We start from the raw sequence: 23,657 nt of genomic DNA, 5'->3' as shown, positions 1-23,657 counted from the left end.
CCACGACGAAACGTCGCCGCGGCGATGGCGGGCAATCTCATGACACATAACGAATCGGGATCGACCGCAGCCATGAGTCTGGCCAGAAACGGCGACAACGGCGGCTGATCGGGGTAAGACCAGTCCAGTCGCCGACCAGCGTGGCGAAGGTCGGCAATCCCACTTTGGGTCGGCACACATCTTACTCTGGAGTAAGATAGACTTACCGAAGAGTAAGATGGTGGGGTCGAAGGCACCCCGACAGCCGAGGAAATCAGGTGATGATGAGCACTCGAGACAGCGCGACGAAGCGACGTCCGAACGACACGTCCGCGGTCGGCCTCAGCCAGCCCAAACGGGACTGGATGGGCGCCGCGATGCGCGCTTTGACGACCATTACCGGGTCGGAGCTCGCGGGCAAGTACAACCTGCGCAAGCCGATCGAGCGCGTCACCTACGAGGGCACCAAGACCGGGTTCCGCACCCTGGGCGCGGCCACTCGTACGTTCGCCAAGGTCGCGGGCGGCGGTGAGCCCAAGCGTCTGGTCGACAACGAGTCCAAGACCAAGGACTACTTCGATCTCACCCCGTCCGACGAACAGCAGATGATCGTCGAGACGGTGCGTGATTTCGCGGGCGAGATCCTGCGTCCCGCGGCCTACGACGCCGACAATGCCGCCAAGGCCCCGCGCGACCTGCTCGAGCGCGCCGCCGAACTCGGCATCACCCTGATCAACGTGCCCGAGGAGCTGGAAGGCGCGGCCTCCGAGCGCGGCGCCGTCACCAACTCCCTGGTCGCCGAGGCGCTGGCGCACGGCGACATGGGCCTGGCGCTGCCGATCCTGGCGCCGAGCGGTGTCACCGTCGCGCTGTCGCAGTGGGGCACCGACGCCCAGCAGCAGACCTACCTGCCCGCCTTCACCGGCGAGAGTGTGCCGCAGGCGTCCGTGGTGATCAACGAGCCGCGCGCCCTGTTCGACCCGTTCGCGCTGCAGACCAAGGCCGTCCGCTCCCCCAGCGGCTACAAGCTCAACGGTGTGAAGAGCCTGGTCCCGGCCGCGGCCGACGCGGAACTGTTCGTCGTGGCCGCCGAGCTCGACGGGCGCCCCGCGCTGTTCATCGTCGAATCCGACACCGCCGGGCTGTCGGTGGAAGCCGACCCGAGCATGGGTCTGCGCGCCGCGGGCCTGGGCCGGCTGATCCTGGACAACGTGGCCGTCGGCGCCGACGCCGTCCTCGGCGACAGCGACGCCAAGACCCGTGCCGCCGAGTACGGCGACGCGGTGCAGCTCGCCCGCCTGGGTTGGGCCTCGCTGGCCATCGGCACCGGCCAGGCCGTGCTCGACTACGTGATCCCGTACGTGAACGAGCGTGAGGCGTTCGGCGAGCCGATCTCGCACCGTCAGGCGGTGGCCTTCATGGTCGCCAACATGGCGATCGAGCTCGACGGCCTGCGCCTGGTCACCCTGCGTGGTGCTTCGCGCGCCGAGCAGGGTCTGTCGTTCGCCCGTGAGGCGGCGCTGGCGCGCAAGCTGGCCACCGACAAGGGCATGCAGATCGGCCTGGACGGCGTGCAGCTGCTCGGCGGCCACGGCTTCACCAAGGAACACCCGGTCGAGCGGTGGTACCGCGACCTTCGTTCCGTCGGTGTCGCCGAAGGCATCGTGCTGGTCTAGGCCCGTTTCTCACCTTCCAGGAGCCCCCTCATGATCAATCTCGAACTCCCCAAGAAGCTGAAGGCGAGCGCCAACCAGGCCCACCAGGTCGCCTCGCAGATCTTCCGTCCCATTTCCCGCAAGTACGACCTCGCCGAGCACGAGTACCCGGTCGAGCTCGACACGATGGCCGCCATGATCGAAGGGCTCGCCGATTCCGGCACCCAGAAGATCGGTGGCGCCGCGGGCGGCCGTAACGACGAGGCCGCCGCGGACCTGACCGCGAATGCCAACGGCGGCAACATGTCCGCGCTGCTCAACGCCCTCGAGACCTCGTGGGGCGATGTCGGCCTGATGCTCACCATCCCCTACCAGGGACTGGGCAACGCCGCGATCGCCGCCGTCGCGACCGACGAGCAGCTCTCGCGTTTCGGCAAGGTGTGGGCCGCGATGGCGATCACCGAGCCGTCCTTCGGTTCCGACTCCGCCGCCGTCACCACCACCGCCACCCTCGACGGTGACGAGTGGGTCCTCAACGGCGAGAAGATCTTCGTCACCTGCGGTGAGCGCGCCACCCACATCGTGGTGTGGGCCTCGGTCGACAAGAGCCTGGGTCGCGCCGCGATCAAGTCCTTCGTCGTCCCGCGCGACGCTCCGGGTCTGTCGGTGGCGCGGCTCGAGCACAAGCTCGGCATCAAGGCCTCCGACACCGCGGTGCTGCTGCTGCAGGACTGCCGCATCCCCGCCGACAACATCCTCGGTTCGCCGGAAGTCAACGTGGAGAAGGGCTTTGCCGGGGTCATGCAGACCTTCGACAACACCCGCCCCCTCGTGGCGGCGATGGCCGTGGGCGTCACCCGCGCCGCGCTCGAGGAACTGCGTACCGTCCTCACCGAGGCGGGTGTCGAGATCTCCTACGACACCCCCGCGATGAACCAGTCCGCGGCAGCCGCCGAGTTCCTGCGCATGGAAGCCGACTACGAATCGGCCTACCTGCTCTCCCTGCGCGCCGCCTGGATGGCCGACAACAAGAAGCCGAACTCCCTCGAGGCCTCGATGTCCAAGGCCAAGGCGGGCCGCACCGGCACCGACGTCACCCTCAAGGCAGTGGAGCTGGCCGGCACCATCGGCTACTCCCAGCGCACTCTGCTCGAGAAGTGGGCCCGCGACTCGAAGATCTTGGACATCTTCGAAGGCACCCAGCAGATCCAGCAGCTGATCGTGGCTCGCCGCGTGCTCGGAAAGACCAGTTCCGAGCTGAAGTGAGCTGGTAGACAACGAAATCCGGTGCGAGTCGTTCCGACTCGCACCGGATTTTCGTTTCCCGGAGAAGGCCGGCGTTTGCCGGATCGGCCCGGATGGGTTCTGCGCGGCGTTACGGTGATGGTCGAATTGTTCCGCGCTGTCACGAACATCGCTGGACTGCACACGACGGTGATGGGACGCGCGTCTTGAAGATCGACACCACGCTGACCGGCGGGCTCGCCACGATGGGCAAGGATGCCGCCGCCGCGGAGGCCGCGGGGTACGCGGGCATCTGGACGTTCGAAGGCGCGCACGACCCGTTTCTGCCGCTGTTGCTCGCCGCCGAACACACCGAGCGGGTCGAGCTCGGTACCTCGATCGCGGTGGCGTTCGCCCGCAATCCGCTGTTGCTCGCCACCATCGCCTGGGATCTCCAAGCTTTCTCCCGTGGCCGGTTCGTACTCGGTCTCGGGAGCCAGATCCGCGCGCACATCACCCGGCGCTACTCGATGCCGTGGAGCCGACCGGCCGACCGGATGCGCGACATGGTGCTGGCGGTGCGTGCCATCTGGGCGAGCTGGGAGCAGGGCGGGCGGCTCGATTACCAGGGCGAGTTCTATCAGCACACCCTGATGCCACCACTGTTTCGCCCCGCGGCCGACGAGGTGGCCGGGTTCGGACCGCCGCCGATCTATCTCGCGGGGGTGGGCCCGGGTATGACCGCGGTGGCGGGCGAGGTCGCCGACGGATTCATGTCGCACCCGTTCTGCACGCCGAGATTTCTGCGCGAGGTGACCCTGCCCGCCCTGGCGCACGGCGCGGCGCGCGCACGGAAACCCGTGGACGACATCGTGATCCACCATTCGGCGATGGTCGCGACAGGCAGATCCGCGAGCGAGCTCGCCGCGGCCAGGCAGGCCGTCCGAAAGCAGCTGGCGTTCTACGGATCGACACCGGCCTACTGGCCGATTCTCCAGTTGCACGATCGGGCCGAACTCGGACCCCGCCTGAAAGCGATGTCCAAGAACGGGGAATGGGATCGGATGGCCGACCTCGTCGACGACGATTTCCTCGATGCCGTCGCAATCACAGCCACCGACCCCGCCCGCGCGGCGGCGCAACTGCACGAGCGTTACGACGGAATCGTCGAACGGCTCGGGTTCAACACGCCCTATCGGGTCGACCCCGCGCTGCTGACAGAGCTGTTGCGGGAGATGTGATGTCGCGCAGGATGTCGACGCGTCAGAGCGCCGTCGTGTCGTCGACGTGGAGTCGGCGGTCGAGGCGGTGGGGATCGACGTCGAGCAGCGGTCGGTCCCAGTGGGCCAGGTCGGCCGCGGAAGCGTAGGTGGTGTCGAGGAAGTGCAGGAGGGTGGCGTCGGGGTCGGGGGAATTGCGGACCACGGCGTACGGGAGGACGAATTCGCCGAGGGTGGTGTCCCACTGGGCGCCGTCGGGGCCCGCGGGACGAGCGGAGTAACCGTCCGGAGCCGGGTAGGAATAGGCGTAGAAGGTGCCTTCGGCGCCACCGGGCCAGAAGCCCGCGCTCGCGCATTCGCGGGAGTATGCCTCCTCCATCACCCAATCGGCGCAGTTGGGGGCACCGCCGGGGTGCAGGGGCGCGGGGCGGCCGGAGAAGCGGGTGCAGGCCAGGTCGAAGGAGCCCCAGAAGAATTGCACCGGACTGGATTTCCCGGCGAAACCGGCGCGCCAGAGCTGGAATACTCGCTCGATCTGGACGAGCTGTTGCCAGAACAGGTGGACGGCGTCGGCGTCATAGGAGTGGTGGGTGGTGTCCTCGGCGAAGGGGATGGCCGGGTCGACCTCGTTGGGTGAGGCTTCGATATCGACCACGATGTCCAGCCGGCCGAGCACATGGCCGAGTTCGGCGTAGAAGTCGGCGACCGTGCGCGGTCGCAGGGCGATCGTGGCGCGGCGGGCGTCGCTGCTGCGCAGGACGAGTTCATGGTCGACGAAGTCGAATTCGATGTCGAGCAGGCGGCCGTCGACGGAAATCGCACCGGTCGTCATCCCGCGCGCGCTGACCGCGAACGTGATATTCCACCAGTGGTTCACCAGCGGAGTGCCCGCCATTGTCAGCTTGCCGATGATCTGTGACCACATGTGCAGGGTGTCGCGCGTGTCGGACCAGGAGTCGACGCGTAGGGCCGGCCATACGGCCTTGGCGGGAGTCGAACGTGCCATCGGGATCCTCGCTCTCTCGGTGCGCGACCCCGTGGGCCCCGCCCGTTCACAGCCAGGTGCGCTGGCTGATTGGTCAACCGTTCGGCGTGTCCTGCGACGTTTCATCGTACGTCGGCGCTGGTAGATCGCGCCGCAAGGACGAATCCGACCATCAGAGGGGTTGTGTGGGACTCTGAGTCTCATATAACGTAGGAGTCGCGCCACACCGAAGGAGACACCGCTGATGCTGTCGACAATCAAGAACACCGCCACCGATCCCGAGTACCACGAGATCCTGCGCAACCTGTCCGAAGGTTCGGTCAACCGGCACTTCGACCCCTACGTCGACATCGACTGGGAATCCCCCGAGTTCGCCGTGCACAGCGACGACCCGCGCTGGATCATGCCCGAAGAGGACCCGCTGGGCCGTCACCCCTGGTACAAGGCCCAGCCGATCGAGAAGCAGATCGCCATCGGCATGTGGCGCCAGGCCGGCATCGCCAAGGTGGGCCTGGATTTCGAGCAGCTGCTGATCCGCGGGCTGATGCAGTACCTGGTGTCGGTCCCCAACGGCGACCCGGAATTCCGGTACATCACCCACGAGGCTGCCGAAGAGTGCAACCACACGATGATGTTCCAGGAGATGATCAACCGCATCGGCTACCGCGATGTGATCGGCATGGGCACCATCGATCGCAAGCTGACGATGGCCATCTGGCCCGCGGTGAAGTACTTCCCCGAACTGTTCTTCACGATGATCCTCGGCGGCGAGGAGCCGATCGATCACCTGCAGAAGTCGCTGCTGCGCGCCGGCGTCGATCTGCACCCGATGGTGCAGCGGGTGATGCAGATCCACGTGGCCGAGGAAGCCCGGCACATCTCCTTCGCCCACGAATACCTGCGCCGCAACGTGCCCGGCATGAACCCGATCACGAAATCGGTGCTCTCCGTGGCCTTTCCGATCGCCATGCGGGTGATGCTCGACATGATCATGACCCCGCCCAAGGAATTCGTCGAGAAGTTCGACATTCCGGCGGAGGTCATGCGCGACGCCTACTGGGGCAGCGAGGAATCGCAGACCACGATGCGCAATATCTTCGGCGATGTGCGTGCCCTCGCCACCAACAGCGGCCTGATGAACCCGGTCGCCAAGCTGACCTGGCGCCTACTCGGCATCGACGGCCCGGTGACCCGCTACCGCAGCGAACCGGCCCGCAAGGTCGCCTGAGCGATCAGGTGAGCACGACGTCCCACCGGAACACCGTTCGGCCATAGTCAACTGTACACAGCGATGTACAGTTGACTATGGCCGATTACGACAGTGTGCCGCTGACCGAGTTACGTGGTCAGCTGGGTAGTGTTTTCGACGGGGTGTCCGCGAGCGGACGGCCCGTGATCGTGACGCGGGAGGGGAAAGAATTGGTCGCGGTGGTACCCGCTGAGGTGTTGCGGCACGGGGCACTGCCCCCCGCGTACTTCAACGATGACCTGCGGGAGCAGATCCTGGGCAAGCTCGACGCCAGGATCACCCAGCATTCGGCGGAAGACATCGCCGAGGCGGAAGCCAAACTGAGCAAGCTGATGGGCGCGCTGGACAGCCGCCAGTGAGCGTCGCCGACCACACCGCGCTCACCTCGCTGGCCCTGTCACCGCTGTTCGGGCAGGTGATCATGCGCCAGTTCACCCAGCAGCGCCGAATCCTGGTGGTGCCCACCGTGAGTCTGATGGCCGCGATGCGCGCCGTGGACAACATCGATGAACTCGGGCGCCTGCTCGACAATCGCGTCGCCGTGCGCTGGGCCGAACTCGACGCCCCGACCGCGATCCGCATCGGCACCACGGTGCCGATCGTCGACGACCATCTCGACTGGCCACTGATCGCGCCCGTGGTGTTCACCGCGCAGAATCTGGACATGCCGGTCCTCACCGCCAAACCCGAGCTCTATCGCGGCTACAAAGTGGAGATCGCGAACATGCCGTAACCGACCTTCGAGGTCCTGAACTCGGCTTTCCCCGGGGTAGTGACAGATCCCACATCGGCTGTCGGTACCGTGCACAGGTGGTCGGCGGCTGATAGCCCGACCGACCCGCACAGCGGACGAATTACCAGGGAAAGCAGTACCAGGAACACTCGAGGAGAGCTGGTTATGCATCATCTGAGTTTCATGCGTCGCTTCACCACCGCGGTAGCCGCCACCTCGGCCGCCGTCGCCATCGTCTTCGCGGGCCCCGCGGTCGCGGAACCGACGACACAGACTGTCGATGTGGCCGCGGCCGTTTCGCAGCTGCGCACGTCGGTGGCGAACAATCCGGGCGCACTCGCCGCCCTCGACAAGCTCGCCGCCGACGGCACGGTCGATGTCGCGCTGCCTGCACAGCCGTTCCAGATCCCGGCGACCTCCGATATCGGCCAGAACGGCGGCGGGTCCGGGGTGTACGGCTCTGGCATCGCCCTCGATATCGACGGCTTCCGCCTCGGCTTCTTCGGCGGGCCCGGCACCATCTCGCCCAACCAGGGCAACGCCAAGCTCGAAGTCATGTGGCTGAATCTGTCCAGCGGGCAGAGCGGCACCGCGGTCCTGAACGAACACCAGGACGTGCCGGTCGACACCACCATCCGCACCGCGGCGCTGAACACCGGCGCCGGGCTGGTCGTGGCGGCGGTGTACGGCAACCTGTGGCACCGCTGGCCGGTGCCGGTCGACGAGGCGCACCCGGACGGGTTCGCTTACCAGCTCGGCACCATCCAGCAGCCCTCGTTCGGTGCTGTCACGCGCTGACGTTCGTCCACTGCGCACCCCGGGTCCACCGGATCCGGGGTGTGCTGTCGTTTCGATGAAGCAGCGCAACAGCTTCGGTGTGGCGTAGGTTGACCGGCGTGGAGGATCTGGTCGACCGACTCGAAGAACTGGAACGCCGTGTTGCCGCGCTGGAGAGCGCGCAGCCCGAGCACGCGCAGCTGCCGTGGGCGGTGGCGCGCCTGCGGCAGGAATTCGCCGATGCCGGGAAACGCACCGGCGGGGTGCTGCTGGCGGGCGCGTTGCAACTGCCCACCGGTGAGCGCTTCGATTGGCAGGCCCAGTACCCCACCGATGCCATCGTCGGTGATGTCTGGACCATCGAAGCCGCCAATTGCCTTGCCGCGCTGGCCGATCCGGTCCGGCTGCGACTACTTCAGGAAATCGTCTACGGGCGCAGAACCGCCGCCGATCTCGCCGCCATCGCGGAACTGGGCACCTCACCCGAGATCTACCAGCACTTGCGCCAGCTGGCCGCCGTCGGCTGGTTGCAGACTGCGGGATTGGGCCGTTTCGAGGTGCCGGAAGGCAGGCTTGTCCCGCTCCTCGCGGTGCTGGCGGCGGCCCAGCGCTGATCTTGTGGAGATGTCCCAAATGCCCGGTTAGACTACTGTGATGCACAGCACATCGACTGCTACGGTGAGCGTCGAGTGATCCAAGCTGCGGAGGTAGTCGAGTGAACCTGTCACATCTGCTCGAAAGCGTGAAGGCGATCGGTGTACTGCGCGCGCGCGGAGTCTCCGATCCCAAAACACCGCTCGAGACCCTGCGGACGATGAAGGAATCCAAGATCTACGGCCCGCAGGCCACCCTCGTGCGCCATTCGGCCCGCGTCGCCCCCGACCAGGTAGCCCTCGTGGACGAGCGCGGTGAGCTGACATATCGCGAGCTCGATGAGCAGTCCACCGCCATCGCCCGCGGGTTACGCGAAGCGGGCATCGGCGAGGGCACGGTCATCGCCGTGCTGGCCCGCGATCACCGCGGCCTGATCATGTCGATGATCGCGGCGGGCAAGCTGGGCGCGCGCATCGCGCTGATGAACACCGGCTTCGCCAAACCACAGTTCGCGGAGGTCTGCGAACGCGAGAACGTGCGCGCGGTGCTGCACGACAGCGAGTTCCTCGGCCTGCTCGACGCACTGCCCGCCGACCTACCGCGCTACCTCACCTGGGTCGACCAAGGCACCGAACTCCCGGCGGGCGCCACGACATTCGACGACCTCGTCGCGAACAACTCCACCGAGGATCTGCCCGCGCCGAGCAAGCCGGGCGGCTTCATCATCCTCACCAGTGGCACCACCGGCCTGCCCAAGGGCGCACCGCGCACCAAGGTCACGCCGATGGCGACCGCGCAGTTCGTCGACCGCGTACCGTTCCCGAAGCGCGGTACAGCGATGATCGTGTCGCCGATCTTCCACAGCACGGGCCTGGGCACCTGGCTGGTCAACACGATCCTGTCGAACAAGATCGTCATGCGCCGCCGATTCGATGCCGAGGCCACCCTCGCCGCGATCGCCGAGCACAAGGTCGAGATGCTGGTGTGCGTGCCGACGATGCTGCACCGGATGACCGAGCTGCCCGCCGACGTCCGCGCGAAATACGACCTGTCCTCACTGAAGGTCATCCTCTTCGCCGGCTCCGCGCTCACCCCGGAGCTGTGCATCAAGGCCACCGAGGCCTTCGGACCGGTGCTCTACAACCTCTACGGGTCGACCGAGGTCGCCATCGCGACCATCGCGAACCCGGCCGAGCTGGCGGAAGCGCCGGGCACGGTCGGCCGTTCGCCGATCACCTGCGAGGTCCGCCTCTACGACGACGAGGATCAGCAGGTCAAGACGCCGGGCGCGCGTGGCCGGATCTTCGTACGCAGTGGCGCGCCGTTCGAGGGCTACACCGACGGCAGGCACAAGCAGATCATCGACGGCTTCATGTCCAGCGGCGACATGGGCCATTTCACCGACACCGGGCTGCTGATGGTCGACGGCCGCGACGACGACATGATCGTCTCCGGTGGCGAGAACGTATACCCGCAGGAAGTCGAGAACCTGCTGGTCGAGCGGCCCGAGATCTTCGACGTGGCGGTGATCGGCGTCGACGATCCGGAGTTCGGAAAACGCCTGCGCGCCTTCGTCGTCCTGGAAGAAGGCCACACCCTCGACGCCGCCGAACTCCAGGCGCACGTCAAGGCGAATCTGGCCAGGTTCAAGGTGCCGCGCGAGGTGATCTTCCTCGACGAACTGCCCCGCAACGCCACCGGCAAGATCGTGCGCCGCACCCTCATCGACTATGAGGTCTCACAGGGATAGGCCCTGGCTACTACGGAGTAGACAGCGCGGCCGGATCGCTTGCTAGTGTTAGCGACAGCACTGGATCTCGAAGACGCGGTCCGGCCTGCGGTTCTGCGTGGGCTCGGTCTGCCGGAAGGCTGTTCGATGTCTCTGTCTCTGCCCGCGCTAGGTACTACCGCCCGACGTGCCGGTGACTTCGCGCTCGGCGTCAAGGTCATGGTCGATCGCAAGCTGTTCAATCCGCTGCGCCTCGACCACGCTGCCCGTTCGTTCCGCAATGTCTCGAAGTTCGGCCCGTTCGCCGGCGTCGTCATGCACGCCGCGCAGAGCAGGCCGCAGGCGGGCGCGATCGTCGACGAGCTGGGCGAGATCACCTTCGGCGAACTCGACGCACAGTCCAACGCCTTCGCCCGCGGCCTGCGCGCCAGTGGGATCAGCGAGGGCGACGTGATCGCGGTGCTGGCCCGTGACCATCGCGGCATGGTGTTGAGCCTGCTCGCGGCGGGCAAGCTCGGTGTGCGCGCGGTGCTCATGAACACCGGGTTCGCCAAGCCGCAGTTCGCTGATGTCGCCGCCCGCGAGAAGGTCAAGGCGGTGCTGCACGACAGCGAGTTCCTCGACCTGATGAGCGCCATCCCCACCGAGATCCCGCGGGTACTCACCTGGGTCGACGAAGCGCACGGCGCCGACCCGTCGATCCCGACCGTGGCCTCGCTGTCGGCGGACCGTTCGACCGCCGCGATCACCGCACCGAGCAAGCCCGGCGGCATGGTGATCCTGACCAGCGGCACCACCGGCACCCCCAAGGGCGCACCGCGCGACAAGGTGAGCCCGTTCGCGTCGGCGCAGTTCGTGGATCGGGTGCCGCTGCCCAACAACGGCACCATGATCATGGCGGCGCCGATCTTCCACGGCACCGGCCTGTCGCAGTTCACCCTCGGGCTCGCCCTGGGAAACCGGGTCATCTTCCAGCAGCGCCGGTTCGACCCGGAGCAGACGCTCGCCAATGTGGTGAAGTACCAGGCGGATTCGCTGGTCGTGGTGCCGACGATGCTGCAGCGCATCCTCGATCTGGACGAGCAGGTGCTGGCGAAGTACGACCCGTCGACGATGAAGGTCATCTTCGCCGCGGGCTCGGCGATCGCCCCCGACGTGGTGACCCGCACCCTCGACTACTTCGGCGACTCGCTCTACAACCTCTACGGCTCCACCGAATGCGCGGTGATGACCGTGGCCACCCCGGAGGATCTGCGCAAGGCGCCGACCACGGCGGGCAAGGCACCGGTCGGCATCCGGATCGTGCTGCTCGACGAGAACCGCAAGCCGATCACCGCGCCGAATGTCACCGGAACGATCTTCGTGGACAACGGGTTCGCGTTCACCGGTTACACCGACGGCCGGACCAAGGAAATGGTCGACGGCATGATGTCGAGCGGTGACGTCGGCCATTTCGATGCCGACGGTCTGCTCTACATCGACGGCCGCGACGACGACATGATCGTCTCCGGCGGCGAGAACGTCTTCCCGCTGGAGGTGGAGAACCTCATCGCGGGCCGCGCCGATGTGTTCGAGGCCGCGGTGGTCGGCGTCGACGACCACGACTACGGCAAACGGCTGCGCGCGATCGTGGTGCCCGGCCCGGAGTCCAAGCGCGACGCCAAGGAGATCAAGGAATACGTCCGCGAGAACCTGGCCCGCTACAAGGTGCCGCGCGAGGTGATCTTCGTCGACGAGCTGCCGCGCAACGCGACGGGCAAGCTGCTGCGCAAGCCGCTGATCGAGATGCCGGTCGAGTCGGACTGAGAACGGCTGGACGTAGCCCGCTCTATTGCCGCCGAGCGGGCCTCGTCCGTCGACTATCATCAGCGCGTGATCATCGGGTTCGAGCAGGCGTCCGCGCCGTCGCGTGCGGTCGGCGCGCGGCTGCGTGGCGCCTGCGCGGGCTCGATGTCGGGCGCGCTGTCGTTGGCCGCGCACGGGCTGGCCGCCGGTGGGGCGCTGCCGGGCAGCACCGCGATCGTGTTGCTGGCGGCGGCCTCGGCGGTTGTCGGCGCACTGGTCGCCGGGATCGGACCACTGCGTCACGGTGCGCTGGGTTTGGCGGCGGTGCTGCTGGGTGGTCAGCTGGTCGGCCACACCACGATGAGCTGGTCGGGGCACTCGCACTCGGCTGACGATTCGCTCGGACTCGGCATGCTCACCGCCCACACCGTCGCCGCGCTGCTCGCGGCCGTCGTCATCGTCGGCGCCGAGGCCGCCTACCGGGTCGGCGGCGCTGTGCTGGCGCGCATCCTGCCGCTGCGCTACCGCACTGCCCGCATCCCCGACCCGGCGCCGTTGCGCCTGGCCCACCGCGACCGCGTCATCCTGCGAATCTTCGCCACGTCGTCGCTGCGAACCCGCGCTCCCCCGCTCGCTGTTCCTTTCTGACCTTTCCCTCACCCGGTGCACGGGCTCGTCGTGCGCTGTCCCCGTGTCGAACACGCGCCTCGTTGTCGCCTCCCGGCGCTGACGTCACCCGTTCTCTCGACGTGAGCGTGGCGCTCGACGTACGCCGCCGATCGGCCGTGTTCGTCCGGCTCCGCTCAGACGAAGACCGCGCCTGACGATCGGCAGGCTCCACGCCGCACCAGGTCGACGGCCTTCGCGCGCCGTCGTCGATGCGGGTGCCGAGCCGTGCCTTGTCCGCGCGCACCGGGTTCCAGTACTCCAGAAATGAATCAGCATGAGCATCACGGACACTCGTCCGGCCGAGGAGAACTCCCCCTCGGCACCACCGATCCCCGGTGACAGTCCACGTTCCGGCGCACGCCGGGGCTTACGCCTGTCTCCGCTGGCCCTGCGCCTGCACTTCTACGCGGGGTTCTTCGTCGCCCCGTTCATCCTGATCGCCGCGCTCACCGGCGCGCTGTACGCGATCGCGCCGACGATCGAAGGGTTCGTCTCGCGCGATCTGCTGCAGGTCGACACCACCGGGCCCGACCAGGCCCTGTCCGCCCAGGTCGGCGCGGCGGTCGCGGCGCGCCCCGACCTCGCTCTGGTCGCGGTCGCCCCCGCCCCGAACGAGGGCGACACCACGCGCGTGCTGTTCAACGATCCGGCGCTCGGCGATTCCGAGCGGCTGTCGGTGTTCGTCGACCCGCACACTGCCCAGCCGGTCGGCGAGTCCGTGGTCTACGGAAGTGGTGGCGCGCTGCCACTGCGCACCTGGCTCAGCGAGTTCCATCGCAGCCTGCACCTGGGCGAGCCCGGCAGGCTCTACAGCGAGCTGGCCGCGTCGTGGCTGTGGGTGATCGCGCTGTTCGGGCTGGTGCTGTGGGTGCACCGGGTGCGCAAGCGGCGCGACCGCAGGTCGGCGCAGTGGCTGCTCAAGCCGGATCTGTCCCAGACCAGGCGTCGAAAGATGAACTGGCACGGTGCGATCGGCGTCTGGATCCTGCCCGTGGTGCTGCTGCTCTCGGCCACCGGCATGACGTGGTCCACCTATGCCGGTGAGAACGTCACGACGCTGCGCGAAGAACTCAGCTGGACCACCCCCGCGGTGAGTGTGAAACTGCCGGGCACCGCCGGTCCGGCCCAGTCCTCGGGCGGCGACCACCACAGCGGGGGGAAGACCGGCCCGGCCCCGGTCGACCCCTCGGCGCGGATCGCGCAACTCGATCGCGTCTACGAGGTCGCTCGTGCCGAGGGCATCACCCAGGGCGCCGAAATCGCCATCCCGGCAACACCGGAGAAGGCGTTCGGCATCAAGGAACTGCGCCTGCCCGGCACCTACACCGTCGACTCGCTCGCCGTCGACGGCGCGACCGGCACGGTCACCGACCGGCTGGCGTTCGCCGACTGGCCGCTGATGGCCAAGCTCACCAACTGGGGCATCGCCTTCCACATGGGTCTGCTGTTCGGCCTGGTCAACCAGCTGCTGCTGCTCGCGATCATGGTCGGCCTCGTCACCGTGATCGTGCTCGGTTACCGCATGTGGTGGCAGCGTCGACCCACCCGCAGGACCGCTCTGCCCGTCCCGCCACGGCGTGGGGTGCTGCGCCGCACGTCGCCGTGGATCACCGTTCCGCTGGTCGGCGCGGCGGTCACCGTCGGCTGGTTCCTCCCGCTCATCGGCGTGAGCTTGATCGTTTTCCTGCTCATCGATGTCGCATTGGGCCTGGCCGCTCGCGCGGACACGGTGTAACGCATGGCTAACTATCGAGGAAACATCCCATGTAACCCATGACCCTCGATGATCGGAGCTTGCCCATGAGAACCTCAGCTCGCGCAGTAGCGATGTGCTTGGCCGCTCCGGCCATCGCGGTCGCCTTGACCGGTGTCGCCGCGGGGACTGCCGCCGCTGATCCCGGCTGCCAGGGGTCGATGAACGGCCCGTGGGCGTTCAATGGTGGGTGTTACGGCGGCGAGGGCACCTACCGGCTCGAGGTCGACTGCATCGGTTACAACATCGCGCCCTTCGCCGTCGGGCCGTACACGATCCGCCAGGACCTGCCGGTCGGCCAGGCGGGCACCGTGGCGTGCTTCGGTCCGAACTGGTCCAGCGCGGGGTGGGCCGTCGGCTCGCGGATCTTCCGGCTCTGACACCCGCATCGCGACGCCGAACCCGACACGATCGGTGGCTGGTTCGGATCCGCGGTGAAAGGATCAGCGGATGACGCTATCTCGCCGACAACTCCTGCACGGCGGCATCGGCGGTTCGATCGCCGCTGTCGTGGGGGTATCCGCGGTGAGCAGTGCGCGGTTCGCCGCGCCACGGCGGCTCGGCGAACCGTTCTCGCTCGGGGTCGCATCCGGCGAACCGACCCCGGACGGAGTGGTGCTGTGGACGCGACTCGCCCCCGATCCGCTCGCACCCGACGGGTACGGCGGGATGACGGTCGCCCCGGTGACCGTCGACTACGAGGTCGCCGAGGACGAACGATTCACGAAAGTCGTGGTCACCGGCTCAGCGGTGGCGACCCGCGAGCTCGGGCACAGTGTGCATCCCGAGGTCGCCGGGCTGGCACCGGATCGGTGGTACTACTACCGGTTCCGGGCCGGTTCGGCGATATCGCCGGTCGGGCGCACCCGCACCGCGCCCGCGCTCGACAGCCCGACGGCGCGGCTCCGGTTCGCCTTCGCGTCGTGCCAGTCGTGGAGTTCGGGGTACTACACCGCCTACGAACACCTCAGCGCCGAAGATCTCGACCTCGTCGTGCATCTCGGCGACTACATCTACGAATCCTCCTGGGTGCTGGCCCGCCGCGGTGCGCACCTGCCACCGCAACTCGCCGGCGAGGCAGTGGATCTGGCGGGCTACCGACTGCGCTATGCCCAGGCCAAAGGCGAAGCGCCGCTCCAGGCCGCGCACGCGGCGTTTCCCTGGCTGGTCACCCTCGACGATCACGAGCTCGACAACAACTGGGCCGGTGACAGTCCCGGCCTCGGCTTCGACGTGTACCGCCTCGCGCCGCTGTTCCGCCGCCGCAAGGCCGCTGCGTTCCAGGCCATGTACGAGCACCAGCCGATGCGCTTGGCGCAGTTACCCGCAGGCCCGTCGATACACCTGCACCGCCGCTACCGGTTCGGCGATCTCGCCGAATTCACCATGATCGACACCAGGCAGTACCGCACCCCGCAGGCGTGCGGTGACGGCTCGGCGGTCATCGGATGCGCCGACCGTTTCGCCACCGACCGCACCATTCTCGGTGCGGCCCAACGTGACTGGCTCGTCGACGGCTTCGCCGCCTCGCCCGCCCGCTGGCAGGTACTCGGCAATCAGGTCGCCATGGCCCAGTCCGACTACGACCCCGGCCCCGACCTGCTGCTCGGCACGGATGCCTGGGACGGCTATGTCGCGGACCGCAATACGGTGCTGGCCGCAGCCACCGATCACGCGGTCGACAACCTGGTCGTGATCACCGGCGACCGCCACGAGAACTACGTCGCCGACCTACGCCGCGACTACGCCGATCCCGAATCACCGGTTGTGGCAACAGAATTCACCGGCACATCGATCAGCACCGGCAGCGACGGCGCGGATCTCACCGACGCGGGTCGTACGCTGCTGGCCGCCAACCCGGACCTGAAGTTCTACAACCGGCAACGCGGCTATGTTCGCGTCGACCTCGATCATCGCCAGTGGCGCAACGACTTCCGCGTGGTCCCCTACGTGAGCCGTCCGGGTGCCCCGATCAGCACGCGGGCGAGTTTCGTTGTCGAGGACGGGATCCCCGGCGCGGTCAGGTCAGCCTGAGGACAGTTTTCCTTCGGCGGCACCGGTCAGCAACGCGCGCATCGTGGTCGCCATAGCCTCGACGCTACCCGCGCCCGCACACCGACCCGGGCGCGTACGCGTCACGGATCCGGGGTGAATTCCTCCATCGTCATCGCCGCACCCTCGGGGACCTGGACCGGGCGTAGCAGCGCCCAGCCGATGAACACGACGGCGAACCCGATCATGCCGAGCCCCGCCCAGAGATTCACATCGATCCCGCCGGTCTTGACCTCCTGGGCCGCGCTGTCCTGCACCAGCGAGGTGATCACCAGGACGACGCCGTAGCTGCCGAGCAGCGCACCGACAATGGTGCGGATATCGAAAAGCATGGTGCTGACTCCTTATCCGACGATGATGTTGAGGGCGATCACCAGTACGAGGGCGATCCCGGCGAGCAGGGTCGGCCGCTGGTACCAGGGCAGCGAGTCGGCATCGGCGTCGGTGCGCATCGCCTTCGGTGTCTCGGAATACACCAGGCCGACCAGTTCGGCGGCCGGCTTCGGCCTGGTCACCAGGGTGACCGCGACGCTGACGGCGATGTCGACCACGAACGCGGCGCCCGCGGCGACGAAGCTGGCGCCCTGCCCGGACAGGTTCGTCACGCCGGTCTCGTTGAGCAGGAACACGACCACGGCGGCGAGCGTGCCACTGACCAGGCCGACCCAGCCCGCGGTCGGCGACATCCGCTTCCACAGCATGCCGAGGATGAACGTCGCGAACAGCGGTGCGTTGAAGAAACTGAACAGGGTCTGCAGGTAGTCCATCATGTTGCTGAACCCGCCCGCGATGAACGCGGTGAAGATCGCCGCCACCGTCGCACCGACCGTGGCCAACCTGCCGACCTTCAGGTAGTACCCGTCGGGACGACCCTTACGGATGTACTGCTGCCACAGATCGAAGCTGAACACGGTGTTGAACGCCGAGACATTGGCCGCCATTCCGGCCATGAACGCCGCCAGCAGACCCGCGATCCCGACGCCGAGAAGGCCGTTCGGCAGCACCTCTTTCATCAAGAACAACAGCGCCTGGTTGTAGGTGACATCGCCCTCGAAATCGGGATTCGCGGTGACCTGCTGCTTGTACTCGATCATCTGTGGCACCAGGACCGCGCTGATCATGCCGGGGATCACCACGATCAGCGGGATGAACATCTTCGGATAGGCGCCGATGATGGGGGTGCGCTGCGCGGCCGAGATCGAGTGAGTGGCCAAGGCACGCTGCACTTCTACGAAGTTGGTTGTCCAATACCCGAAGGAGAGCACGAATCCCAGACCGAACACGATGCCCATGATCGAGCCGAAGTTGTCGGTGAAACCGCTCATCGCGTTGCCCGGCCAGGTCTGCAACTGGTCGGCGCCACCCGGTGAGCCGGACACCTTGTCCTGCAAGCCGTCCCAGCCGCCGACACGGTGCAGGCCGACCAGGGTCAGCGGCAGCAGTGCGGCCACGATCACGAAGAACTGCAGCACCTCGTTGTAGATCGCGGCCGAGAGCCCGCCGAGGGTGACGTAGGACAGCACGATCACCGCGGCCACGACCACCGAGATCCACAGCGGCCAGCCCAGCAGCACATTCACGATGGTGCCGAGCAGATAGAGGTTCACCCCCGCGATCAGCACCTGGGCCACCGCGAAGCTCAACGCGTTCACCAGGTGCGCGCCGGTACCGAAGCGCCTGCGCATGAATTCCGGCACCGAACGCACCTTGGAGCCGTAGTAGAACGGCATCATCACCACGCCGAGGAACAGCATCGCGGGCACGGCGCCGATCCAGAAGTAGTTGAAGGTGGGGAAGCCGTATTGGGCACCGTTGGCCGACATGCCCATGATCTCCACCGCGCCGAGATTGGCGGAGATGAACGCGAGACCGGTGACCCACGCGGGCAGCGAGCGCCCCGACAGGAAGAAGTCGATACTCGACGACACCCGGCGCCGGGCGATGAGGCCGATGCCGAGGACGAAGACGAAGTACAGGGCGACCAGCGCGTAGTCGACGGGGGCGGCGTCGAGCCGCAGTGTCGACGAGGCTTCTAGGGTGGCGGGCGAAAAGGCAAGCGGCACAGCGTGTCCCTCCTGACCTGGAGCCGGACGGCACACGAGCGTCGTTCACACGGCGCGGGTCGCGTCGTCCGTCGAACTGTTTCGGGTGCTTCCCACTGTGCGCGCCCGTCCTGCGCCGCACAGCGAAATCGCACAGAACAAAATGGACAACTGTTCACTCCAGTTTGCGCGCACCCGCGGCAGGCTCGACGGCGAAGACGCGGGGCGGGGCGAAACCAGTGGTAGCGAACCGGTTCATGATGTTCTCGGCCACCCGGTCGGCGTGCTCGACCAGGGCGATGATGCTGCCGCCGAAGCCACCGCCGACCATGCGCGCACCGTGTGCGCCCGCGTCGAGTGCCGCGTCGACCGCGAGATCCAGCGCGGGCGCGGAAACCTCGAAGTCCTCGCGCAGCGAGTGGTGCGAGGCCGTGAGCAGCGCACCGATCGACCGCGGGTCCGCACCGGCGCGCAGCCGGTCGACGACCGCGAGCACCCGCGCGTTCTCGGTGACCACGTGCCGCGCGCGACGCCGCAGCACTCGATCCCGTAAGCGTGGCAGGTCTTCGGAGGTGGCATCGCGCAGGGCGGACAGCTTCAGCGCGGCGGCGGCGGCTTCGCACTGGGCTCTCCGCTCGGCATATCCGCCGTCTGCCAGATCGTGCGGGTGGCCGGTGTCGGCGACGATCAACGCCAGCCCGGCAGTGGCGAGATCGAACGGAATCTGCTCGGCGGCAGCCGATTCCGAGGCGGTGAAGGCGCGGATGTCGAGGAACAGTGCGTGGCCCTCGGTACACAGGATCGAGGCGGACTGATCGAGCAGGCCCGTCGGCACTCCGGCGAAGCTGTTCTCCGCCGCCCTGGCGATCTCGACCATGCGCCGATCTGTGAGCGCGGGCGCGAACAGGTCGCGCAGCGCGATCGTCACCGCGCAGCACAGGGCCGCCGACGAGGACAGGCCCGCGCCGATCGGCACCGCACCGTCGAGTTCGAGGTCCACCCCGCTGACGCGATGACCGCCGCGGATGAATTCGTTGACGACGCCGAGCGGATAGCGGGCCCAACCGGGCAGCCGATCCCGTTGTGCCGCAAGAGCATCTGCGCCCACCTCGACGACCTCACCGGGCCGCTGCGCCGAGGTGAGCCGCACCAGCCCGTCACCGCGCGGTCCGGCCACGCAGACGACGCCGAGCGGCAGGGCGATCGGCAACACGAACCCGTCGTTGTAGTCGGTGTGCTCGCCGATGATGTTCACCCGGCCCGGCGCGATCCACTTCTCCACCCGTACTTCCCTTCCGCTTCCTGCGACGATGTCATCACCGAACACCGCGGCGGGCAACTGTCGAGCACTGGGTGCCGAATCGGTATGCGGCAATGCTCTCAACGCATCGACAGCAGGGCCGTGGACGTGTCATGATCGACTGAGTTGTAAAGGTTTTGAGCGTCGGCACTGCCGGCTGGGGATCGTGCTCGGACAACAACACTCGGTGCTCTCGGCCGATACTTCGAGTGATTCACCGGCCTCACATTCGAATCGACGCTCGTCGCGTGCGCAGCAAGATCGAGGGGGGCTGATGACCATCAGCGAGACACGCTACGGGAGCCTGCGACGGTGTGCGGTATCGCTCGGCGCGGCGGGGGCCGTGCTGATCGCGCCGCTGGCGGGCGGCCGGGCGCTGCCGTTTCTGCTGCTCATCGTGATCGTCGCGGGATCGCTGGCGATGATCGGGTACGGCATGTACCGCCATCGGCCCGCGCACCGGCTGCCCTGGTACCTGCTGGCCGCGTCGGTGCCGCTGTTCGCCACGGGCACCGCGATACGCGCGCTCGGACTGCACCCGAGCTGGCACCCGGTCGACGATCTGTGTACGTTGGCGGCCTCGCTGTGCCTCGGCGTGGCCGCCGTCGGCTGGTTGCAGCCGCACCGACTGCGCAATGCCCGCGACCTCTGGCTGGACTCGACGCTCATCGGGCTCAGCGCGCTGCTGGCCTCGTGGACATTCCTGATCTCGCCGATCCTGCGGCACAGCACCGGGTTCGTCGATACCGCACTGGCCGCGAGCTATCCGCTGATCCACGCGCTGCTGGCTACCGTGCTCGCGCATTCGCTGGCGACGGTGGTCCGCTCGGAGACATCGCTGCGGTTGTTGCAGGCCGCATTGATCGCCGTACTCATCGGTGGGTTGATCGAAAGCCTCACTGCCGCAGGCACGATCGCGGTCGATCCCGAAGTCGCGCTGGTGCCGCAGCAGTGGGCGTACCTGCTGGCCGGGCTGGCCGCGGTGCAGCCGACGATGGGCGGGTTGCGCGACGCCGAGAGTGTGGGACCGCATCGATCGCGGCAGCGGGCCGGGATGATCGCGGTGGCACTGGTGGCGGCCTCGCTGGTGAGTGTGGTCGGCGCCGACCTCGGGGTGGTCGACCGCGTGGTGATCTGCGCGCTGCTCACGTTGCTGTTGGCCGGTGTACTGGTGCGCAGCGAACGCGCCATCGCGCGCAGCACGCGCAGCGAACGCCGCGCCCAGTACCAGGCCGACCACGACCTGCTCACCGGGCTGTTCAACCGGGCCGCGCTGCTGCGCGCACCGCACCGCTATCGCGATCAGTGGGCCGGAAAACCACTGTGTCTGCTGTTCATCGACCTCGACGGCTTCAAAATGGTGAACGACAGCTACGGTCACGCCGTCGGCGACGAACTCATCGCCAACGCCGCGTCCCGCATCCGCCGCACCACTGCCAGCGCCGACCTCACGGCCCGCTACGGCGGCGACGAATTCGTGGTCCTGGCACCACGCAGCCGCACCGAAGCCACCGTGCTGGCCGAACACATTCTCGGCGCCTTCATCCGCCCCTTCGAACTGAGCTGCGGTGAAATCCCCATCACCGCCAGCATCGGCGTCGCCTGCCTGACCACCCGCCCCACCGAAACAACCATCTACGACCTGATCCGTACCGCCGACGCCGCCATGTATCACGCCAAGGAATATCGCCTCGGTCTCAGCTTCCACGACGAACTGAGAAAGCCGTCGACGCGGCGGCGCATCTCCGCCTCCCCGCGGATTCAGCGGGTGGCCCAGTAGGTCAGTCCCCCAACTCCTCCAACAGCTTCCGAGCCGCCTCCAGCTCGGCCTGCAACTGCGCGACCTTCGCCTGCTGAGCCCCCCGAGCAGCCTCCAGAATCCCGGCCACCACTTCCTCTACCTCGGGGTGCAGGATCTTCGCGGCCTGAGCGACGGCCGCACTGCTGACCGCCAACCCCTTCACACTGCGCTTCTTACCGTTGATCACATCGACAGTCCACTCACCGTCGGCGGTTCCGGTGAGGGTCACGGTCACCTCGGCCACCTTGGCCTTGCGCACCGCGGGAGCCTTCGCCGGCCGCGGCGCTGCCGGGGCGGGCTTGGGATCATCGGCTACCGGGGCGAGCGACCTCGGCGCGGGCGTAGCAGCGCTCGGCAGGGTCGACGGCTGGGTCACAGTGTTGTCCTTTCGGTTGCTCGGCGCGGGGGCACTGTCCGGGCGGGTCCGTGCGGATCCGCCCGGCGCTACGGTAGTCCCGCGGGCCGGCTTGGTCAGCGTCACCTCGCTCGGGCCGAACGAGAGCACATCTTTGGAACCGGTGGGCCGCACCTGCAGGAAGTCGCCCGCGGACGGATCGTCGAGCGCGACAACCTTGCCCGACTTCCCCTCGGCGACACCGACAGCGGCGGCGGTGAACCACACCATCGGCGGTTTGCCCTCGGCGAGCTCGCCTGCGATACGCGCGAGCTCGGCGTCGGATAGTACCGGCGGTGCTGATCGGCGGGATGCGGACTTGGTGCTCGGCGAGGACATCGTGGACTCCGGGGGTTGGTGCTACAGCGTGGTCTTCGCACCGATGATGCCGCACAGCACCGACAAGTTCTCCCCCGAGCCGCCCACACGGCCCGAAACACCCTCCTGCGCGAGGATTCCGGGCCGCGCCACTCTCAGCCGAGAGTGGCGTTGCCGCGCGTCGTCGGCCGGATGTTCTCGCGCACCGCGGCCACATCGCGATAGCCGTTGACCGCCATCAGCAGGTCCGCTTCGGCCGCGTAGCTGCGCAGCAGATGCACCAGGCCGCGCACTCCACCCAGTGCGAGCGCGTACACATACGGCCTGCCGAGCCCGACCATCGTCGCACCGAGTCCGAGCGCCTTCACCACATCGGCGCCCGAGCGCACCCCGGAGTCGAACAGCACCGGCACCCGGTCGTCACAGGCGGCCACGACCGCGGGCAAGGTCTCCAGCGCACTCAGCCCGCCGTTGGCCTGGCGCCCACCGTGATTGGAGCAGTAGATGCCGTCGGCGCCGAAGTCGATCGCCTTGCGCGCGTCCTCGGGATGGGAGATGCCCTTGAGGATCAGCGGCAGATCGGTGATCGACCGCAGCCAGCCGAGGTCATCCCAGGTCAGCGAATTGCCGAAGGTCGCGATCCAGTGCAGGACAATCAGTTTGGGATCGTCGGAGCCGACCATCTGCTGGAAGACCGGGTCGCTGGTGTAGTTCTTCAGCACGTGCCCACGCAGCTGCGGGAAGTTCCCACTGGCCAGGTCGCGCGGACGCCAACCGGGCACCCAGGTGTCGAGGGTGACCGTGATCCCCGCGTACCCCGCGGCCTCGGCGCGGTGCACCAGGCTCTCGGCGAGCTCACGGTTCTTCGGCGTGTACAGCTGAAAGAAGGAAGGCGTGTCGCCCGCGTGCGGGCGGACGTCCTCGAGCGGATCCTCCATCAGCGTCGAATACATCGCGGGCACACCGGTCTGCGCCGACGCCTCGGCCACCGCGATGTCACCGTGGCCCTTCTCGCCGACCAGACCGATCACCCCGACCGGCGCGAGGAACAGCGGGTTGGCGAAGGTGTGGCCGAAGGCGGTGACGGCGAGGTCGCGCTCGGTGGCGCCGACCAGCATTCGCGGCACCAGACCCCAATCGGCGAACGCTTCGGCGTTGCGCCGCTGCGTGAGCTCGTCGCCCGCCCCGCCTGCGATATAGTTCAGCAACGAATCCGGCAGTGCCGCAGTGGCTTTGCGCTCGAGCGTCGCGTAATCCATGGGAAATTCGGGCTGGATCCCCCCGAGCGCGGCCAGGTAGATCTCGTTCTGATAGTCGGCGAACTGACTCATTGCTGCACTTTCGCACGCCGACCGGGGTTCACGGACCGCAGGGTGGATGTAAGGTGCGTCATACTCG

At 67.6% G+C, this 23,657-nt stretch carries 21 protein-coding genes; 15 read left to right on the top strand and 6 right to left on the bottom strand.

All coding sequences use genetic code 11. The features are described 5' to 3' along the window. The first annotated feature begins 257 nt into the window (after nucleotides 1-257). The 3 genes from ACWFRF_RS16525 to ACWFRF_RS16515 all read left to right on the top strand — a co-directional run bounded on the left by ACWFRF_RS16525 (nucleotide 258) and on the right by ACWFRF_RS16515 (nucleotide 4,099). Nucleotides 258-1,655: an acyl-CoA dehydrogenase family protein gene (locus ACWFRF_RS16525; protein WP_378632930.1), complete on the top strand. Its 1,398-nt coding sequence runs from the start codon at nucleotides 258-260 to the stop codon at nucleotides 1,653-1,655. A 30-nt stretch (nucleotides 1,656-1,685) separates the two neighbouring features. Beyond that, entirely contained in the window at nucleotides 1,686-2,900 is a 1,215-nt protein-coding gene (locus ACWFRF_RS16520) for an acyl-CoA dehydrogenase family protein (RefSeq protein WP_378651825.1), read from the top strand. 185 nt (nucleotides 2,901-3,085) lie between these two features. After that, nucleotides 3,086-4,099: a TIGR03617 family F420-dependent LLM class oxidoreductase gene (locus ACWFRF_RS16515; RefSeq protein WP_378991373.1), complete on the top strand. Its 1,014-nt coding sequence runs from the start codon at nucleotides 3,086-3,088 to the stop codon at nucleotides 4,097-4,099. A 22-nt stretch (nucleotides 4,100-4,121) separates the two neighbouring features. Here ACWFRF_RS16515 and ACWFRF_RS16510 read toward each other — a convergent pair whose 3' ends face one another. Beyond that, entirely contained in the window at nucleotides 4,122-5,084 is a 963-nt protein-coding gene (locus tag ACWFRF_RS16510) for a DUF5996 family protein (protein ID WP_452450719.1), read from the bottom strand. Between the two features lie 223 nt (nucleotides 5,085-5,307). On the opposite strand from ACWFRF_RS16510, the gene ACWFRF_RS16505 reads away from it, so the two are divergent. The 11 genes from ACWFRF_RS16505 to ACWFRF_RS16455 all read left to right on the top strand — a co-directional run bounded on the left by ACWFRF_RS16505 (nucleotide 5,308) and on the right by ACWFRF_RS16455 (nucleotide 16,386). Then, nucleotides 5,308-6,291: an AurF N-oxygenase family protein gene (locus ACWFRF_RS16505; RefSeq protein WP_378991371.1), complete on the top strand. Its 984-nt coding sequence runs from the start codon at nucleotides 5,308-5,310 to the stop codon at nucleotides 6,289-6,291. A 77-nt stretch (nucleotides 6,292-6,368) separates the two neighbouring features. Continuing rightward, a complete protein-coding gene (locus ACWFRF_RS16500) occupies nucleotides 6,369-6,671 on the top strand; it encodes a type II toxin-antitoxin system Phd/YefM family antitoxin (protein WP_266292300.1) in 303 nt (100 codons plus the stop codon). Next, nucleotides 6,668-7,045, top strand: coding sequence for a PIN domain-containing protein (locus ACWFRF_RS16495; RefSeq protein ID WP_378632914.1), 378 nt, complete (start codon nucleotides 6,668-6,670; stop codon nucleotides 7,043-7,045). Before ACWFRF_RS16500 ends, ACWFRF_RS16495 begins: the two co-directional genes overlap by 4 nt. 165 nt (nucleotides 7,046-7,210) lie before the next feature. Continuing rightward, nucleotides 7,211-7,843 carry a hypothetical protein gene (locus ACWFRF_RS16490; protein WP_387447104.1) on the top strand — a complete coding sequence of 211 codons (633 nt, stop codon included), beginning with the start codon at nucleotides 7,211-7,213 and terminating at the stop codon, nucleotides 7,841-7,843. A gap of 98 nt (nucleotides 7,844-7,941) precedes the next feature. Continuing rightward, complete coding sequence (locus ACWFRF_RS16485) at nucleotides 7,942-8,436, top strand: ArsR/SmtB family transcription factor (protein ID WP_101468527.1); 495 nt, start codon at nucleotides 7,942-7,944, stop codon at nucleotides 8,434-8,436. Nucleotides 8,437-8,537: 101 nt separating this feature from the next. Further along, nucleotides 8,538-10,166 (top strand): acyl-CoA synthetase, encoded by a 1,629-nt coding sequence (locus ACWFRF_RS16480; protein WP_452450715.1) that lies wholly within the window; start codon nucleotides 8,538-8,540, stop codon nucleotides 10,164-10,166. 126 nt (nucleotides 10,167-10,292) lie between these two features. After that, nucleotides 10,293-11,951 carry an acyl-CoA synthetase gene (locus tag ACWFRF_RS16475; protein WP_378991368.1) on the top strand — a complete coding sequence of 553 codons (1,659 nt, stop codon included), beginning with the start codon at nucleotides 10,293-10,295 and terminating at the stop codon, nucleotides 11,949-11,951. A 66-nt stretch (nucleotides 11,952-12,017) separates the two neighbouring features. Next, complete coding sequence (locus ACWFRF_RS16470) at nucleotides 12,018-12,578, top strand: hypothetical protein (protein WP_452450713.1); 561 nt, start codon at nucleotides 12,018-12,020, stop codon at nucleotides 12,576-12,578. A gap of 295 nt (nucleotides 12,579-12,873) precedes the next feature. Beyond that, complete coding sequence (locus tag ACWFRF_RS16465; RefSeq protein ID WP_452450712.1) at nucleotides 12,874-14,334, top strand: PepSY-associated TM helix domain-containing protein; 1,461 nt, start codon at nucleotides 12,874-12,876, stop codon at nucleotides 14,332-14,334. A 65-nt stretch (nucleotides 14,335-14,399) separates the two neighbouring features. After that, nucleotides 14,400-14,732 carry a hypothetical protein gene (locus ACWFRF_RS16460; RefSeq protein ID WP_378632903.1) on the top strand — a complete coding sequence of 111 codons (333 nt, stop codon included), beginning with the start codon at nucleotides 14,400-14,402 and terminating at the stop codon, nucleotides 14,730-14,732. A gap of 70 nt (nucleotides 14,733-14,802) precedes the next feature. Next, complete coding sequence (locus tag ACWFRF_RS16455; RefSeq protein ID WP_452450710.1) at nucleotides 14,803-16,386, top strand: alkaline phosphatase D family protein; 1,584 nt, start codon at nucleotides 14,803-14,805, stop codon at nucleotides 16,384-16,386. 101 nt (nucleotides 16,387-16,487) lie between these two features. Here the strand turns inward: ACWFRF_RS16455 and ACWFRF_RS16450 are convergent, their stop codons facing one another. The 3 genes from ACWFRF_RS16450 to galK all read right to left on the bottom strand — a co-directional run bounded on the left by ACWFRF_RS16450 (nucleotide 16,488) and on the right by galK (nucleotide 19,728). Further along, nucleotides 16,488-16,736: a hypothetical protein gene (locus ACWFRF_RS16450; RefSeq protein WP_378991363.1), complete on the bottom strand. Its 249-nt coding sequence runs from the start codon at nucleotides 16,734-16,736 to the stop codon at nucleotides 16,488-16,490. A gap of 12 nt (nucleotides 16,737-16,748) precedes the next feature. Continuing rightward, nucleotides 16,749-18,467, bottom strand: a complete 1,719-nt coding sequence (locus tag ACWFRF_RS16445; protein WP_452450707.1) for a sodium:solute symporter family protein — start codon at nucleotides 18,465-18,467, stop codon at nucleotides 16,749-16,751. Nucleotides 18,468-18,621: 154 nt separating this feature from the next. After that, nucleotides 18,622-19,728, bottom strand: a complete 1,107-nt coding sequence (galK, locus tag ACWFRF_RS16440) for a galactokinase (RefSeq protein ID WP_452450706.1) — start codon at nucleotides 19,726-19,728, stop codon at nucleotides 18,622-18,624. A gap of 292 nt (nucleotides 19,729-20,020) precedes the next feature. On the opposite strand from galK, the gene ACWFRF_RS16435 reads away from it, so the two are divergent. After that, entirely contained in the window at nucleotides 20,021-21,526 is a 1,506-nt protein-coding gene (locus ACWFRF_RS16435) for a diguanylate cyclase (protein WP_452450704.1), read from the top strand. Nucleotide 21,527: 1 nt separating this feature from the next. Here the strand turns inward: ACWFRF_RS16435 and ACWFRF_RS16430 are convergent, their stop codons facing one another. Together ACWFRF_RS16430 and ACWFRF_RS16425 are read right to left on the bottom strand one after the other, a co-directional pair. Next, entirely contained in the window at nucleotides 21,528-22,280 is a 753-nt protein-coding gene (locus ACWFRF_RS16430; RefSeq protein ID WP_378991358.1) for a DUF6319 family protein, read from the bottom strand. 134 nt (nucleotides 22,281-22,414) lie between these two features. Continuing rightward, a complete protein-coding gene (locus tag ACWFRF_RS16425; protein WP_378991357.1) occupies nucleotides 22,415-23,590 on the bottom strand; it encodes an alpha-hydroxy-acid oxidizing protein in 1,176 nt (391 codons plus the stop codon). Between the last annotated feature and the right edge of the window lie 67 nt (nucleotides 23,591-23,657).

The sequence above is a fragment of the Nocardia sp. NPDC055165 genome (assembly GCF_053606985.1).
This window is presented reverse-complemented; position numbering and strand designations above follow the sequence as displayed.